The 15,714-nt window shown below is 67.6% G+C and carries 13 protein-coding genes and 2 tRNA genes; 9 read left to right on the forward strand and 6 right to left on the reverse strand.

Annotation, left to right across the window (positions count from 1 at the left end; genetic code table 11):
* Positions 1-120: 120 nt before the first annotated feature.
* Entirely contained in the window at positions 121-4,833 is a 4,713-nt protein-coding gene (locus tag ACZ7OI_RS21300) for a HAMP domain-containing protein (protein ID WP_470265913.1), read from the forward strand.
* On the opposite strand, the gene ACZ7OI_RS21305 is transcribed toward ACZ7OI_RS21300, so the two are convergent.
* Positions 4,802-4,875, reverse strand: a tRNA-Gly gene (locus tag ACZ7OI_RS21305). The two genes, ACZ7OI_RS21300 and ACZ7OI_RS21305, sit on opposite strands and share 32 nt — an antisense overlap.
* Before the next feature lie 100 nt (positions 4,876-4,975).
* Here ACZ7OI_RS21305 and ACZ7OI_RS21310 point away from each other — a divergent pair.
* Positions 4,976-5,049, forward strand: a tRNA-Pro gene (locus ACZ7OI_RS21310).
* Between the two features lie 38 nt (positions 5,050-5,087).
* Positions 5,088-6,152 carry a tyrosine-type recombinase/integrase gene (locus ACZ7OI_RS21315; protein WP_470265914.1) on the forward strand — a complete coding sequence of 355 codons (1,065 nt, stop codon included), beginning with the start codon at positions 5,088-5,090 and terminating at the stop codon, positions 6,150-6,152.
* A gap of 364 nt (positions 6,153-6,516) precedes the next feature.
* Here the strand turns inward: ACZ7OI_RS21315 and ACZ7OI_RS21320 are convergent, their stop codons facing one another.
* The 3 genes from ACZ7OI_RS21320 to ACZ7OI_RS21330 all read right to left on the reverse strand — a co-directional run bounded on the left by ACZ7OI_RS21320 (position 6,517) and on the right by ACZ7OI_RS21330 (position 7,807).
* Positions 6,517-6,837 carry a DMT family transporter gene (locus ACZ7OI_RS21320; RefSeq protein ID WP_470265915.1) on the reverse strand — a complete coding sequence of 107 codons (321 nt, stop codon included), beginning with the start codon at positions 6,835-6,837 and terminating at the stop codon, positions 6,517-6,519.
* Positions 6,834-7,202, reverse strand: coding sequence for a DMT family transporter (locus ACZ7OI_RS21325; RefSeq protein ID WP_470265916.1), 369 nt, complete (start codon positions 7,200-7,202; stop codon positions 6,834-6,836). Before ACZ7OI_RS21325 ends, ACZ7OI_RS21320 begins: the two co-directional genes overlap by 4 nt.
* A 92-nt stretch (positions 7,203-7,294) precedes the next feature.
* Positions 7,295-7,807, reverse strand: coding sequence for a TetR/AcrR family transcriptional regulator (locus ACZ7OI_RS21330; protein WP_470265917.1), 513 nt, complete (start codon positions 7,805-7,807; stop codon positions 7,295-7,297).
* Positions 7,808-8,288: 481 nt separating this feature from the next.
* Here ACZ7OI_RS21330 and ACZ7OI_RS21335 point away from each other — a divergent pair, with 481 nt between their 5' ends.
* The 4 genes from ACZ7OI_RS21335 (at position 8,289) to ACZ7OI_RS21350 (ending at position 11,383) form a co-directional block, all read left to right on the forward strand.
* Positions 8,289-9,188: an NmrA family NAD(P)-binding protein gene (locus tag ACZ7OI_RS21335; RefSeq protein WP_470265918.1), complete on the forward strand. Its 900-nt coding sequence runs from the start codon at positions 8,289-8,291 to the stop codon at positions 9,186-9,188.
* Positions 9,185-9,589, forward strand: coding sequence for a cupin domain-containing protein (locus ACZ7OI_RS21340; protein ID WP_470265919.1), 405 nt, complete (start codon positions 9,185-9,187; stop codon positions 9,587-9,589). Before ACZ7OI_RS21335 ends, ACZ7OI_RS21340 begins: the two co-directional genes overlap by 4 nt.
* A 179-nt stretch (positions 9,590-9,768) precedes the next feature.
* Positions 9,769-10,947 (forward strand): saccharopine dehydrogenase family protein, encoded by a 1,179-nt coding sequence (locus ACZ7OI_RS21345; RefSeq protein ID WP_470265920.1) that lies wholly within the window; start codon positions 9,769-9,771, stop codon positions 10,945-10,947.
* Positions 10,948-10,978: 31 nt separating this feature from the next.
* Positions 10,979-11,383 (forward strand): RidA family protein, encoded by a 405-nt coding sequence (locus ACZ7OI_RS21350; protein WP_470233625.1) that lies wholly within the window; start codon positions 10,979-10,981, stop codon positions 11,381-11,383.
* 76 nt (positions 11,384-11,459) lie between these two features.
* Here the strand turns inward: ACZ7OI_RS21350 and ACZ7OI_RS21355 are convergent, their stop codons facing one another.
* Positions 11,460-12,203, reverse strand: a complete 744-nt coding sequence (locus tag ACZ7OI_RS21355) for an SDR family NAD(P)-dependent oxidoreductase (protein ID WP_470265921.1) — start codon at positions 12,201-12,203, stop codon at positions 11,460-11,462.
* A 5-nt stretch (positions 12,204-12,208) separates the two neighbouring features.
* On the reverse strand, positions 12,209-13,015 hold the full coding sequence (locus ACZ7OI_RS21360; RefSeq protein WP_470265922.1) for an SDR family NAD(P)-dependent oxidoreductase: 807 nt from the start codon (positions 13,013-13,015) through the stop codon (positions 12,209-12,211).
* 163 nt (positions 13,016-13,178) lie between these two features.
* Between ACZ7OI_RS21360 and ACZ7OI_RS21365 the strand changes: the two genes are divergently transcribed.
* Both ACZ7OI_RS21365 and ACZ7OI_RS21370 read left to right on the forward strand, forming a co-directional pair.
* Positions 13,179-14,114, forward strand: coding sequence for an alpha/beta hydrolase (locus ACZ7OI_RS21365; protein ID WP_470265923.1), 936 nt, complete (start codon positions 13,179-13,181; stop codon positions 14,112-14,114).
* 4 nt (positions 14,115-14,118) lie between these two features.
* Positions 14,119-15,708 (forward strand): flavin-containing monooxygenase, encoded by a 1,590-nt coding sequence (locus ACZ7OI_RS21370; protein WP_470265924.1) that lies wholly within the window; start codon positions 14,119-14,121, stop codon positions 15,706-15,708.
* Positions 15,709-15,714: the final 6 nt, after the last annotated feature.

Genomic DNA, 15,714 nt, shown 5'->3' on the forward strand with positions numbered 1-15,714 from the left:
CCTGGTCCTTCCAGGTTGGCACAGTGTGCGCGGGCGGACTGGGTCGAAGTGTAGGGCGAACCATGGCACGCTGGGTCGACGACCATGGCTGGCACACGCGTGGTGGGAAGGTCGGCAAAGATGACAACGACTTCCGGGAGCCCCCGGAACTCCGGGGCCCAGGAACCGGAACTCGTCCCGGCGAGCGAGGTCGCGGCGCTGGAGCGGCTGCTCGGCGCCGTCCACGACCTCGGGGACGGCAACTTCCGGCGGCGGTTCGTCGCGCACGGGGACGGGATCACCGCCCGGCTCGCGTCGGCGTTCAACGACATCGCCGAACGCAACCAGCGGCTCGTGACCGAACTCATGCGCGTGCGCGGCGAGGTGGGCCAGGAGGGCAAGCTCACCGAACGCGTGCGCACCGAGATCGGCCCCGGCGGCTGGGCCACCGCGGTCGAGACGGTCAACGGGCTGATCGAGGACGTCAGCCGTCCGGTCGTGGAGCTGGACCGGGTGCTCGGCGCGGTCGCCGAGGGCGATCTGTCGCAGCCGATGGCGCTGCAGCTGGACGGCCGTCCGCTGCGCGGGCAGTACGCCGAGCTGGCGAAGACCGTGAACGGGCTCAACGCGCAGCTGTCGCGGTTCGCCGCCGAGGTGATCCGGCTGTCGCGCGAGATCGCCGGCGAGGGCCGGCTCGGCGGCCAGGCCGAGGTCCCCGGCGTGGCCGGGACCTGGCGCGACCTCACCGACTCGGTCAACTTCCTCGCCGACAACCTCACCGAGCAGGTCCGGAACATCGCCTCGGTCACCACCGCGGTGGCCCGCGGCGACCTGACGCAGAAGATCAACGTCGACGCCCGGGGCGAGATCCTCGAGCTCAAGAACACCATCAACACGATGGTCGACCAGCTCTCGTCCTTCGCCGACGAGGTCACCCGGGTGTCGCGCGAGGTCGGTTCCGAAGGACGCCTCGGCGGCCAGGCGCGCGTGCCGGGCGTCGCGGGCACCTGGCGCGACCTCACCGACTCGGTGAACCTGATGGCGGACAACCTGACCGACCAGGTCCGCAACATCGCGCAGGTCGCCACGGCGGTCGCGGCGGGCGACCTGACGAAGAAGATCGACGTCGACGCGCGGGGCGAGATCCTGCAGCTCAAGACGACGCTGAACACGATGGTCGACCAGCTCTCGTCCTTCGCCGACGAGGTCACCCGGGTCGCCCGCGAGGTCGGCAGCGACGGCCGCCTCGGCGGTCAGGCGGAGGTCCCCGGCGCGGCGGGCACGTGGCGCGGCTTGACCGACTCGGTCAACCAGATGGCCGACAACCTGACCGACCAGGTCCGGAACATCTCGCACGTGACCACCGCGGTCGCGAAGGGCGACCTGACGCAGAAGATCACGGTGGACGCCCGGGGCGAGATCCTCGAGCTCAAGACCACGATGAACACGATGGTCGACCAGCTCTCGTCCTTCGCCGACGAGGTCACCCGAGTCGCCCGCGAAGTGGGTACGGAAGGGCAGCTGGGCGGCCAGGCCACCGTGCCCGGGGTCGCCGGCATCTGGCGCGACCTGACCGGCTCGGTGAACTTCATGGCCAACAACCTCACCGCGCAGGTCCGCAACATCGCGCAGGTCGCGACGGCGGTGGCGCGCGGCGACCTGACTAAGAAGATCGCGGTCGACGCGCGCGGCGAGATCCTCGAGCTGAAGACGACGCTGAACACGATGGTCGACCAGCTCTCGTCCTTCGCCGACGAGGTCACCCGGGTGTCGCGAGAGGTTGGCACGGAAGGAAAACTCGGCGGTCAGGCGACTGTGCCGGGGGTGGCGGGGACCTGGAAGGACCTCACCGACAACGTCAACTTCATGGCCAACAACCTCACCGACCAGGTGCGGAACATCTCCCAGGTCACCTCCGCCGTGGCGCGCGGCGACCTGACGCAGAAGATCACCGTCGACGCGCGCGGCGAGATCTTGGAACTCAAGAACATCCTGAACACGATGGTCGACCAGCTGTCCGCCTTCGCGGACGAGGTCACCCGGGTCGCGCGCGAGGTCGGCACCGAGGGCCGCCTCGGCGGTCAGGCACGGGTCCCCGGCGTCGCGGGGATCTGGAAAGACCTCACCGACAACGTGAACGTCATGGCCGACAACCTCACCGTGCAGGTGCGGAGCATCGCCACGATGGCGAGCGCGGTGGCGAACGGCGACCTGTCGAAGAAGATCTCCATCGACGCGGCGGGCGAGGTCGCGGCGCTGGCCGGGACGCTGAACGACATGGTCGAGACGCTGCGCGCGTTCGCCGACGAGGTCACCCGCGTCGCCCGCGAGGTCGGCACGGAAGGCATCCTCGGCGGTCAGGCACGGGTGCCCGGTGTGGCCGGAACCTGGAAGGACCTGACCGAGAACGTCAACTTCATGGCGCACAACCTGACCAGCCAGGTCCGGAACATCTCGCAGGTCACCACGGCGGTCGCGCGCGGCGACCTGTCGCGCAAGATCGACGTCGACGCCCGGGGCGAGATCCTCGAGCTGAAGACCACGATGAACACGATGGTCGACCAGCTGTCCGCGTTCGCGGCGGAGGTCACCCGTGTCGCCCGGGAGGTCGGCACCGAGGGCAAGCTGGGCGGTCAGGCCGAGGTCGAGGGCGTGTCCGGCACGTGGAAGCGGCTGACCGAGAGCGTGAACCAGCTGGCGGGCAACCTGACCACGCAGGTCCGCGCGATCGGCCAGGTCGCGACGGCGGTGACCGCGGGCGATCTGACCCGGCACATCACCGTGGACGCGTCCGGCGAGCTGGCGGACCTCAAGGACAACATCAACCAGATGATCGCGAACCTCAAGGAGACCACCTCCGCGAACCGCGAACAGGACTGGCTGAAGACGAACCTGGCGCGGCTGTCCGGGCGGATGCAGGGCCACCGCGACCTCGCGTCGGTGGCGACGCTGATCCTGTCGGAGCTGGCCCCGCTGGTGAGCGCGCAGCAGGGCGCGTTCTTCATCGCGCACGACGAAGAGGACGCGGGCGACCCGGACAAGCTGCTCGACTGCATCGCCGCCTACGGCCTCGCCCAGGCCCGCACCGGGCTGCGGTTCCGGCTCGGCGAATCGCTGATCGGCCAGGCCGCGGTGGACCGGCGGACGATACTGGTCAACGGCGCTCCCCCGGAGTACGCGCTGGTGTCGTCCGGGCTCGGCTCGGCCCCGCCGGTGAACGTGATCGTGCTGCCGGTGCTGTTCCAGGGCGAGGTGCTCGGCGTGCTGGAACTGGCGTCGGTCAACGAGTTCTCCGCGGTGCACCTGGATCTGCTGGAGCAGCTGCGGCACACGATCGGCGTCAACGTGAACACGATCCTGTCGAACTCGCGCACCGAGGCGCTGCTGACCGAATCGCAGCGGCTGGCCCAGGAACTGCGCGCACGGTCCGAGCAGCTGCAGGCCCAGCAGGGCGAACTGCGCCGCTCGAACACCGAACTGGCCGAGAAGGCGGCGCTGCTGGCCCAGCAGAACCGCGACATCGAGGTCAAGAACATCGAGATCGAGCAGGCCCGGCAAGAGCTCGAGGAGCGGGCCGGGCAGCTGACGGTCGCGTCGCAGTACAAGAACGAGTTCATGGCGAACATGTCGCACGAGCTGCGAACTCCGCTCAACAGTGCGCTGATCCTGGCGAAACTGCTGTCGGAGAATCCCGAGGGCAACCTCACGGAGAAGCAGATCCAGTTCGCGAAGACGATCTGGGCGGCGGGCAGCGACCTGCAGCAGCTGATCAACGACATCCTCGACTTGGCGAAGGTCGAGGCCGGAAAGCTGGACCTGCAGATGTCCGACGTGACGCTGCCGGAACTGGTCAACTACGTCGAATCGCTGTGCCGCCCGCTGACCGCGGACAAGGGCCTGGAGTTCGCGGTCATGATCGACCCGCCGGTGCCGGGCAGCGTGCACACCGACGAACACCGCCTCCAGCAGGTGCTCCGGAACCTCCTGTCGAACGCCGCGAAGTTCACCGACGAGGGCGGCGTGCGCCTGCACATCCGGATGGCGGACCCCGAGGAGGTCGAGCAAGAGTCGCTGCGCTCGGCGGCCGGAATCATCGCGTTCGGCGTCGAAGACACCGGCATCGGCATTCCCGAGGAGAAGCTGGAAGTCATCTTCGACGCCTTCCGCCAGGCGGACGGGACCACCAGCCGCAAATACGGCGGGACGGGCCTGGGCCTGTCGATCAGCCAGCAGCTGACTGAACTGCTGAGCGGCGAACTGCGCGTCAGCAGCGTCCCCGGCCGAGGCAGCACCTTCACGCTGTACCTGCCGGTCGGCGCCGCGAACCTGATCGCCCCCACGACGCCTGTGCGGCCCACCCCCAAGCTGCCGGTCCTGCCGAGCACCATCACGGTGGCAGAGCCGAATAGCGCCCCGAAACGCTTCAACGGCGAAAAGGTCCTGATCGTCGACGACGACCTGCGCAACGTCTTCGCCCTCGCGGCGGTCCTGGAGCAAGCGGGCCTGGAAGTCATCTACGCAGATACTGGTGTGGCCGGAATCCGGGCCCTGGAACGCCACGAGGACACCGCACTGGTGCTGATGGACGTCATGATGCCGGAACTGGACGGCAACGCGACCATCGCGGCAATCCGAGCCGAAGCGGCCCACGAAGACCTGCCTGTGATCGCTGTCACAGCGAAGGCGACGGAGGAAGACCGCGAACGAACCCTGGCCTCGGGAGCGGACGACTACATCACGAAGCCGGTGGACACCGATCTGCTGCTGGACGTGATCGCCGCCCGCCTGGAGGCGGATGCGGCGTCGTCCTCATCGGAAACGTTGGAGCGGGTGACGGGAATCGAACCCGCGTAGCTAGTTTGGAAGACTAGGGCTCTACCATTGAGCTACACCCGCAGCGCCCTCGGTGACCCGGGAGCGAAGCCAGCTTAGCGTGCCCGCTAGGGTGGGTCGTACACCCCCCGGGTACCGGGGTTTCCGGAGGCTTCGGGGGTGCCGGGATGTGGCGCAGCTTGGTAGCGCATCCGCTTTGGGAGCGGAGGGTCGCAGGTTCAAATCCTGTCATCCCGACCGATAGGGGCTGGACCTGCGGGTTCAGCCCCTTTTTCGTGCCGTCCGACGCGGCGCGGGAGCTAGCACAGCGCTCAGTGACACTCCTATTTGAGGATTTTCACATGCGCACCCGAGCACCGAAGCCCGCTCCGCCGGCCTGGCAGGCGCTGATCAACGAGTGGGCTATGTCACTCGAGGCCGAGAACAAGAGCCCCCGCACGATCCGCGGCTACAGCGACACCGTGCGCTTCTTCCACATCTGGCTCGCCGACCCGATCGCGCCGCCGGAGGCCGACGACCCCGAAGCGTGGCTCGCCTCCGTTCCGCCGGAACCGGCCGAGCCCGAAGACTACGAACCGAACCACATCAAACGGTGGATCGCCTACCGCCTCGCCACGACCAGCCCCGGAAACGCGAACAACAATTACCGGGCGCTGAGCGCGTGGTTCAACTGGCTTCTGACCGAAGAAGAGATCGAGCACCACCCGATGGCCCGCATGAATCCGCCGCATATTCCGGACCAGCCGATCCCCATCACCCCGGTGGAATTCATCAAGCAAGTGCTCCGGAACTGCCAGGGGCGCGACTTTCACAGCCGACGAGACGAAGCGATCATCCGACTGATCTGGGACACTGGCGGTCGCCTCGCCGAAATCGCCAACATCGACCTGGAACGCGACCTCGACCTAACCCGTCGCGTCGTCAACGTCCTGGGCAAAGGCGGGAAATGGCGCGCACTTCCCTTTAGCGCCGCCACCGGCAAAGCCCTCGGTCGCTATCTCCGCGTCCGTGCGCGCCACCCCTACGCCGACACCACCACCAGGCTGTGGCTCAGCGACCACCGTCGCAGCACGCCTCTGTCGCCGAACGGCATCAAGATCATGCTCCGCCGACGCGGCAACGCCGCCGACGCGCACGGCGTGCTCGGCCGCAATCTCCACGCGCACCTCGGCCGACACTTCCAGTCGCACACTTTCCTCAAGTCCGGTGGCAGCGAAGGCGACCTGATGCTGCTCAACGGCTGGACTACCGCACAGATGGCCCGTAAGTACGGAGCCAGCGCCGCCACTGAACGAGCACACGAAGCCGCCAGGAAAATCCGAGTCGGCGACACCCTATGAGCTAGAGCAAGCACCCTTGCATCGGCCAAGAACAGGCATGCGCCCCGGGCGAGACGAAATCCCGCGAACAACTATTGCCGCTCCGGCCGGGCCTCCGCCGACCGAGCAGGTTTGCGGGAGCCCGACCTGTGATAAAGACGCGCGCCGGTGACCGTGATCCTGTGCGCGTGCTCCAGTGCCCGTAGACGGTCCTGCGCGGCTGCGTTCCAGCGGCCGATGACGAAGAGGGCCAGTTGGCCGCGCGTGTTCCTCGGCCGGAGAGACGATGCTGTGGTCGCCTAGGCCCCGCCGGGGCACGTACAGCATCCGCCACCCCGGGTTGCCACACTGCGGCGAAGCCTGCCTGTGGCTGTGACCGAAGGGGTTAGTGGTTGCCGCCGAGCTCGACGACGAGGACTCCGGCGATGATGCAGGCGATGCCCAGCCCCATGATTTTGGTGAGGGGCTCTTTGAACAACGCGCGGCTGGCCAGCGCGGTGAGGGCGACACCGGCAGCCGCCCAGATCCCGTAGGCGACGCCGATGCCGATGCCGCGGCTGAGGGTGAGGCTCAGGAGGGCGAACGCCACCAGATACCCCGCGGCGACGGCCGCGTACCAGGCCTTCCGGCCTGCGGCGGCCATGCGCAGGCACACGGTCGCGGCGACTTCGCACAGGATCGCGACGGCGAGGAAGACGAACGTCATGACGCCGTGACCTCCGGAGCCTTCTTGGTTTCCTTGCCCCGCTTGGCTTTTTGGGAACCGAGTTCGACCAGCAGGACACCGCCGATGATCAGCACGATGCCGCCGAGCATCACCGGGGTCAGCGTCTCTCCGAAGATCGCCGCGCCCAGGACGGCGGTGAGCGCCACGCCCAGCGCACCCCAGATGCCGTAGGCCACACCGAGCGGGACTCCGGCTCGCAGCACCTTGACCAGGAAGGCGAACCCGGCGAGGTAGCCCACCGCGACCAGGGTGTACCAGCCAGGGTGGTTCGTCGCCGCTTTCAGCGACAGCGAGCCAGTCACCTCGCTGAGGATCGCGCACGCGAGCAACAGCCACTTGGTCATCGTCGAATACTCACCCTTCACTCCTTACAGTTTGTCGATCTCCGAAGGTCGACCCGACGGTGTTGCGTGGCCGCGGTAACCGGAACGTCGTCTTATTCCTCCAACAGCCGATCGGCCAGCGCCCGCACCCGATTCCGCTCCTGTGTGGACAGAGGGTCGACCAGGGCGGCATCGGCCAGCCACGCACCATCGGCCAACAGTCGCACGGCGGTCAGCCGGGTGCGCTCGTCGGCGGACAAGCCGGCGAGCAGATCGGTCCATGGCGCCATTCGCTGCCGCCAGTGCTCGATCAACTGCTTCCGCAGCCGGGGGTCGGCGATCATGACCAGATCAGCCTCGTCGAACGAACCCGACAACGCCCAGTCCAGGTAGGCACGGATCCGCTCCCGTGCCGACGCCTCGGCCGCCGGCATCGGCAGGCGGGCGGTCAGTTCCCGCTCCCAGTGCTCGCCCACCAGGTCGACCAGCGCCAGCATCAGCGCCTCCTTGGAGCGGAAGTAGTGCATCACCCCCGCCTTCGTCATCCCTGACTCCCGCGCCACCGCATCCAGCGACACCTGCTTGCCCGCGCGCAGCAACGCCAGCCCGCAGTCCAGAACACGCACCCGAGAACTCGACACTCCGAGAACCTACCAACCGGATGGTAGGTGCCACCACGCGTTTCAGATCACACGATCTGCCGAACTAGCAGCGGGCCACACCTGCGGCCCGCGCGGCGGCATCTGCAACGAGCGCGAATCCGAAGCACCTAGCGGGTGCACATCGGCATCACCGCACCCCGCATACGGGTGTGCCCGGGCGGGCCCTGGGCGTTCAGCAGCCTGCGCGGCGAGTCGCGAATCACCCCGGGCAGTCCCCGATCACGTGGGTACGACCGGCCAGAATCCTTGTCTGCCAGCGGGATTCGGCGGTTGCGAACAAGATGGCCTCGCAACCGGCGACCCCTGTCCCGGACCTGCTGCCGACCGAGTCGGCTGATCCCGCGATCCCGACCGTCGCCGAGACGAGACCGGCACCCCGCCCGGCCGGGGGTTGTTGTGCGCGCTATCGCACGGTCCAGGGCCGAACCAACGCTCTACTGGCCTGATGGGAAAGACACTCATCCTCGGGGCTACCGGAAATCTGGGCGGCCTCGCCGCCGCCCGCCTGTACCGCAGCGCTCCGCAGACGGTCCGGACCGCGACGAGCCGCGAGGCCGGGCTCCGCCGCCTCAGCCGGCAGTTCCCCGGTGCCGAGGCCGTGCTCTGCGATTGGAACGACGAGGCCAGCCTGATCGAGGCGATGCGGGGCGTCAGCAAGGTCCTCGTGGTGACCCCGGACCTCGTCACCGACGAGTCGGTCGTCACCCCGAACATCATCCGCGCCGCCCAGAAAACCGGTGCCGTCGAACTCCTCGTCCGGCTGCTCGGGATGCCGCCCGGCTTCACCCTCGAACAGGCCGACCCGGCGTACGTCGGCGCCCGCTGCGGCGCCGGGCTGCACGTCGTCGCCAAGCCGCTCCTCGACGCGAGCAGTCTGCCGGTCTGCTACGTCAACGTCCCGGCCTGGCTGATGTTCAACCTGCAGTCCTTCGTGGCCGCGGACGTCAAGGCGCATCGCCGGATCGCCATGCCCGCGACCACCGACTGCCCCCGGATGTGGGTCTCGGAGGGGGACGTCGCCGAGGTCTTCGCCCGGATCCTGTCCGGCGACCCCGCGGAGCACGCCGGACAGGAGTACGTGCTGACCTCGCCGGACCGGCACTCCTACGCCGATTTGGCGCGGCTTTTTACCGAGGTGCTCGGCGAACAAGTGGCCTATGAGGACGACGACCAGCCGCTGCGCGAAGCGATGGGACCGGCCTTCGACCAGCTGATGACCTACCTGAACCACGAGACCGGCTCGTACGCCGCGGTCCGGCACGTCGACACCCTCACGCGGATGCTGGGCCACCCGCGAGAAACCCTGCACGACTACATCACCACCCGCAAGGAGCTCTACTCGTGACCGCGGCCCACCCCGTCCCGGCCAAGCGCGATCACCTCGAGGGCAAGAACCTCCGGCCGATGCCGCTGTGGCCGACCGAGATGATGCCGCGGCCGATAGCGACCAATCGCAACGCTGTGTGGTACTCCGGCGAGGACATCACCACCTGCGTCTACGAGGCCGACGACGGCACGGTCGCCTTCACCGACCTGCCCTACGACGAGCACGTCCACATCCTCAACGGCACGGCCGTCCTGACGTCGGCGGACGGCCGGGTGGACACTTACGGCCCCGGCGACTGGTTCGTCGCGCCCAAGGGTTGGTCCGGCACGTGGGAAATGAGCGGCGGCTACCGCGAGATGATCGTTTTCCACACCGCGTCGCTGCTCGCCGCCGCGAAAAAGTGGGGCATTGATGGCTAACCGGCCAATGCGCGGGCGACGCGGCGCAGGTCGAAGTCGTGCGCTCGCACAGGTTTATCGATATCCCTGCCAGAGTCGTTGACGGAAAAGCGAACGCCGAGCCGGCGGCACTCCCCCACCCGGGCACAGTGACTCCGTCCATGGCCCGGCACTGTCGCCGGAACTTCGAAAATCCCTGCATGACGAACAACCCCGGCCTCGGCGCAGGCACAAGAATTCTGGTGACCGGCGGCGCCGGCGAAATGGCGAAGTACGCCTGCCGGGCGCTCGCTGATTCGGCCGAGGTCGGCCTGGTCCTGGTCTCCGACCGCGACTTCGACCGCGCGAAGACCGCCGCCGCGGAACTCGGTCCCAAGGCCGAAGCGCTCGCGCTCGACATCTCCGACAGCGAGGCGTTGGGCAAGGCCCTGGCCGACGTCGACGTCGTGCTGAACTGTGCGGGCCCGTTCTACCGATTCGGCCGCGAGGTGCTCAGCGCGGCGATCGCGGCGCAGACCCATTACCTGGACATCTGCGATGACTGGGAGCCGACCGTCGACATGCTCGAACTGGACGACGCCGCACGGGCCGCGGGCATCACCGCGATCATCGGCATGGGTTCCAGTCCGGGCACCAGCAACCTTCTCGCGATGCTCTGCATGACCGAACTCGATCAGGTCGACAAGGTCTGCACGGCATGGTCGATCGGCGGCATCAAGCCGGACCCGCCGGAGCGGGAAGGCAAGCCCAACGCAGCGCGCGACCACTGGATCCACAACTGCACGGAGCCGATCAAGGTTCGTCGCGGCGGCACCCTGGTGGACACGTACGCGCTCGACGAGATCAAGCTCGCCTACCCGGGCGTCGGCGAGCACTCGGTCTGGGTCTGCGGTCATCCGGAGCCGATGACGCTCCCGAAGGTCCGCCCGGAGATCCAGGAGTCCTACAACGTCATGGTCGCGCGGCGCGGCTTGATGGAGGCGCTCAAGGCGATCCAGGGCCGGGTAAGGGCCGGCGAACTCGATGTCCCGGCCGCAGGTGTGGCGCTCACGGAAACCCCGGACATCAACGGTCCGGCCGCAGGCGAGCGTCCTCCGTTCGCCGGACTGTTCGCGGTCGCCGAAGGGGTCAAGAACGGCGTCGCCACCCGCATGGGCGCGACCCCGATCGTCCTGCCGAACGCGAACATGGGCGAGTTCACCGGTTATCCGCTGGCTGTCGCCACCGTGATGCTCTGCCGCGGCCAGGTGACCGAACTGGGCGTCCACGGCCCGGAGGGAGCTGTCGACCCGCACATCTACTTCGACGTCCTCGCCGACTTCGTCGAAGACCGGCCCGCTGGCGTCGAGCCGGTCGAGGTCGTCACCGAAACCATCTGAAACCCTGGCAACCCGAAAGCAGAGGAATACCATGGCCGTAAAGAAGGTCAACACCGACACGCTCGCCAAGCCGCACGGCTTCGCGCACGCGATGGTCGCCTCCGGAAGCAAGATCATCACTACGACCGGGCAGATCTCAGCCGACCTCGACGGGCAGATCGTCGGTCAAGGCGACCACCGCACACAGTCGTACCTCGCGACCCTGAACGCGTTCAAGGCACTCACCGCGACCGGCGCGACCGCCACGGACGTCACTCGCATGATGGTCTACGTAGTCGATGCGACCCAAGAGAACCTCGAGAAGGTCTACGAGGGCCTCGGCAAGGGCGTCGGCGAGGCCGGCGGCAAGTCCACGGCCATGACGCTGGTCGGCATCACCGGTCTCGCGAACCCGGACGCGCTCATCGAGATCGACCTCACGGCGGTCGTCGACTGAGCGCCCTGCCACGAAGAACCGCCCCTTCAGAGTTTTCCGGAGGGGCGGTTTCTCGTCGCGGGCGACTTCGATGCCGCTACTGCGCGGTGTACCCGCCGTCGACGAGGTACGACGCGCCGGTCACGAAGCTGGCCTCGTCACTGGCAAGGAACGCCACGACGGCCGCTACTTCCTCCGGTTCGGCCAGCCGGCCCAGCGGATGCCGCTCCAGCAGCGTGGGGTCCTCTTTGATGTCGAGTTCGACCATCGGCGTCTTGACGTAGCCGGGGCACACGGCATTGACCCGGATCCGGTCCGCGGCGTGCTCCAAGGCCAAGGATTTGGTCAGTCCTTCGATCGCGTGCTTGCTCGCGACGTACGACGCCGCACCGGGCGAGGCCACTCGGCCATAGATCGACGCCGTGTTGACCACTGCGCCGCCACCCGCCTCGATCATCAGGGGGATAGCCGCCTTGGCCATGAGGAAGGCACCGTGGAGATTGACGTCGAGGACCTGGCGCCATTCCGGGAACGGCGTGGAGACCACGAAGCTCTCCAGCACAATCCCAGCGTTGTTGAACAGGACGTCGAGGCGGCCGTACTCCTTCTGAACGGATGCGACGGCACCGGCAACCGCGGGCTCGTCGGTGACCGAGGCGGAGTGGAAGACAGCGTCGTGGCCGGCGGCGCGCAACGCCGACTCCGCCCACGCGCCGGCTTCCTCGTTCACGTCGACCAGCGCCACCCGGGCACCTTCGGTTGCGAACCGCCACGCGGCAGCCAGCCCGATTCCTGATGCGGCACCGGTGATGAGGACAACCTTGCCATCGAATCGCGCCATGGCCATCACTCCCACCCCACCTTTCGCTGACGCTCCTCCCCTGACCTCCGAGCGAGCACGCTGAACCGGAGTCCGACGGACGGAGCCAGACCCGTGAACCGGGTGAACAGACCGCTCGTCCGCGGGACCGAACGGACCAATCTGGTGCTGTCAAGAAGTTTCACCGCCGTGGTCGCGACGTCATCGGCATCGAGCTGACGGCCGCCCGCGAACAGGATGGCCGCTCCCGCGTCGTTCGACCGGGACGTGACCATTTCGGTGGCCACCACGTCGGGGCACAGCGCCTGGACCCGAATCGGCAGGCCGGCGTGATCGAGGTCGCCCTGCAGCGAGGTCGAATACGAAAGCACCGCGGCCTTTGTCGCGGCGTAGACAGCGAGCCCTGGCACTGGCCCGAGTGCCGCGTTCGAGGCGATGTTGAGGATGCGTCCCCCATGGGGCATCGCTTTCACGGCTGCGTTCGAGCCCGCGATCACGCCGCGGACGTTGACGTCGAAGCTCGCCGCGATGTCATCCGGGCTGTTGGTCCAGCCGTCGCCGGAGATCAGGATGCCAGCGTTGTTCACCCAGATACCCAGCTGTCCCATCTCGTTCGCGCGTTCTGCCACCTGCTCGTGGCTCGCGGCGTCTCGAACGTCTTGAATCGCCCACGCGCACTCCGCGCCGACGCGAAGGGCTGCTTCGCGAACCAGCGACTCGTCGATATCGGTGAGCAGGACTCGATGGCCTTGCTTCGCAAGCCGGCCGCCGATCGCGAGCCCGATGCCTCTGCCGCCGCCCGTGACCACTGCAACCGTTCCGTTGGCTCTCATAGCGCTCGAGGGTCGTCCTCGTCCGTCCGTCGCGAGTGATTCGCCGCGACGAGGGCGCCCACTTGGGCTACATCCCCCGAATAGGTCCCCATTTCCCCGCTATCGGCCGCTTGGTCTTCAAGCCGAACGAAACTGCGGCGAGACAGACGCCAGGAGGAACACGATGCCCCTTGAGCCGGAATCGGCCCAGTTCGTGGAAGCGCTCGCGGCCGCGGGCGACCCGCCGCTGCACGAGAGCACCCCCGCCATCGCCCGGATGGGAGACATGGTCGCCGCGGGCCTGACCGGCCGCGGACCCGAGGTCGGATCGGTGCGCAACCTGAAGCTGGACGGCAAGAACGGCCGGTTCCGCGTGCGGGTCCTGGCTCCCGCCGGACCTTCCCGGGGAGTGGTCGTCTACTTCCACGGCGGCGGCTGGGTGCTGGGCGACATCGACCTGCAGTACGACTTCGTCGGTCGCGACCTGGTGGACCGCACGCATTGCACGGTCGTCCTCGTCAATTACCGGAAGGCCCCCGAACATCCCTTCCCGACCGCTCTCGAAGACAGCTACGCGGCGCTGACCTGGGTTTCGGAGAGCCTGCACAAGCAAGGCCCGCTGATCGTCGCCGGCGACAGCGCCGGCGGCAACATCGCCGCGGTGATGACCCGGTGGGCGCGAGACAACGGCGGGCCGAAGATCGACGGCCAGGTCCTCGTCTACCCGGTCACCGACTGCGACCTGGATCGCCCTTCCTACCTCGACCTGGCGAACCAACTCCTCGTCGGGCGCGAGGCGATGCGGTGGTTCTGGAATCACTACCTCCCCGACGAGGCGAGCCGCAGCAATCCGGATGCCTCGCCGCTGCGCGCCGCGAACCTCGCCGGTCTGCCGCCCGCTCTGGTCTACACGGCCGAGTACGACCCGCTGCACGACGAAGGCGTTGCGTACGCCGCGGCCCTGCGCGCGGCGGGTGTGGAAGTCACCTCCGAAGAGGCTGCCGGGGAAATGCACGGCTTTTTCCAGATGGCCAACATTTTCCCGGGTTATCACGACGGGATCGAACTGGTGTCGCGCTATATCAGCACCTTCGCCGACAGCTTCGAAAGGGAGGCCTGAGGTCATGGCAGTGCACGAACACGAGGTATTGATCATCGGCTCCGGCTTCGCCGGTCTCTACCAGCTGTACCGGCTGCGCGAAGCCGGGTTCGACGCGCACGTCGTCGAGGCAGGCGAGGACGTGGGCGGGACCTGGTACTGGAATCGCTATCCCGGCGCCCGTTGCGACATCGACTCGATCGAGTACTCCTATTCCTTCGACGACGACCTTCAGCAGGAGTGGGAGTGGACCGAGCGATTCGCGGCACAGCCGGAGATCCATCGCTATTTGCGGCACGTCGCCGACCGGTTCGACCTGCGCAAGGACATTACCTTCGCTACTCGCGTGCAGGCGTTGGAGTGGAGCGAAGCAGCGCGGCGCTGGACCGCGACCACGACGGACGGAACGATGCTGAGCGCGCGGTTCGTGATCGCCGCGACGGGAAACCTTTCGGTGCCGACACAACCCGCCTTCCCCGGGCTCGACGATTTCGAGGGCAAGATCTGCTCCACGTCACGCTGGCCCGAGGGCGGTGTTGACCTCAGCGGCAAGCGGGTCGCCGTCATCGGCACCGGCTCGTCCGGGCTGCAGACCATCACCACGATCGCTCGGACCGTGGAGAACCTGACCGTTTTCCAGCGCACGCCATGCTTTTCGGCGCCTGCGCACAACCGGCCGATCACCGAAGACCTGGCCGTCGCGAAGAGCCGTTACTCCGAGATCCGGGAAAACGCGCGGAACGCGCCCGACGGCTACGAGTGCCGTCCCGGCACGAAGGCGCTGCTCGAGTCGGACCAGATCGACGTCGAGAAGGAGCTGGAACGCCGCTGGGCCGACGGCGGCCTCTGTTTCGGCTGGGCCTTCACGGACCTGGTCCTCGATCTCCGTGCCAACGAGGTCGTCGCGGAGTACTTCCGCGACCGGATCCGGAGCATCGTCGCCGACCCCGTCGTCGCCGAGAAGCTCTGCCCGGCCACCTACCCGATCTTCACCAAGCGGATGTGCGTCGACACCGGGTACTACCAGGTCTACAACCAGCCGAACGTCGAACTGGTCGACTTGCGCGAGGAGCCGCTCGTCCGCGTGACGCCGCGCGGAATCCTCGCCGGCGAACGCGAGCACGAGTTCGACGTGATCATCCTGGCCACCGGATTCGACGCCATGACCGGCGCGCTCAACGCCATCGACATCCGGAACGGCGAGGCGACGCTGAAGGAGAAGTGGGCCCATGGCCCCCGCACCTACCTGGGACTCATGTCGGCCGGGTTCCCGAACCTCTTCACGGTCACCGGACCGCAGAGCCCGTCGGTCCTCTCGAACATGGTCACATCGATCGAACACCATGTCGGGTTCATCGCCCGGGCACTGGAATACGCGCGAGCCGCGGGGTACGAACGCATCGAAGCGGAACCGGAGAACGAGGACGACTGGGTCACCACGACCAACGACCTCGCGAACATGACGATCTTCCCGATGGCGGCGTCGTGGTACATGGGCGCGAACGTGCCGGGAAAGGAACGCATCTTCATGCCCTTCGTGGCGGGCGTCGGGCTGTACAAGCAGGTGACCGACGGCGTCGAGGCGGGGCACTATCACGGGTTCGAGATGGAGTGAGACCGC

It is taken from the genome of Amycolatopsis sp. NPDC114503, assembly GCF_055633655.1.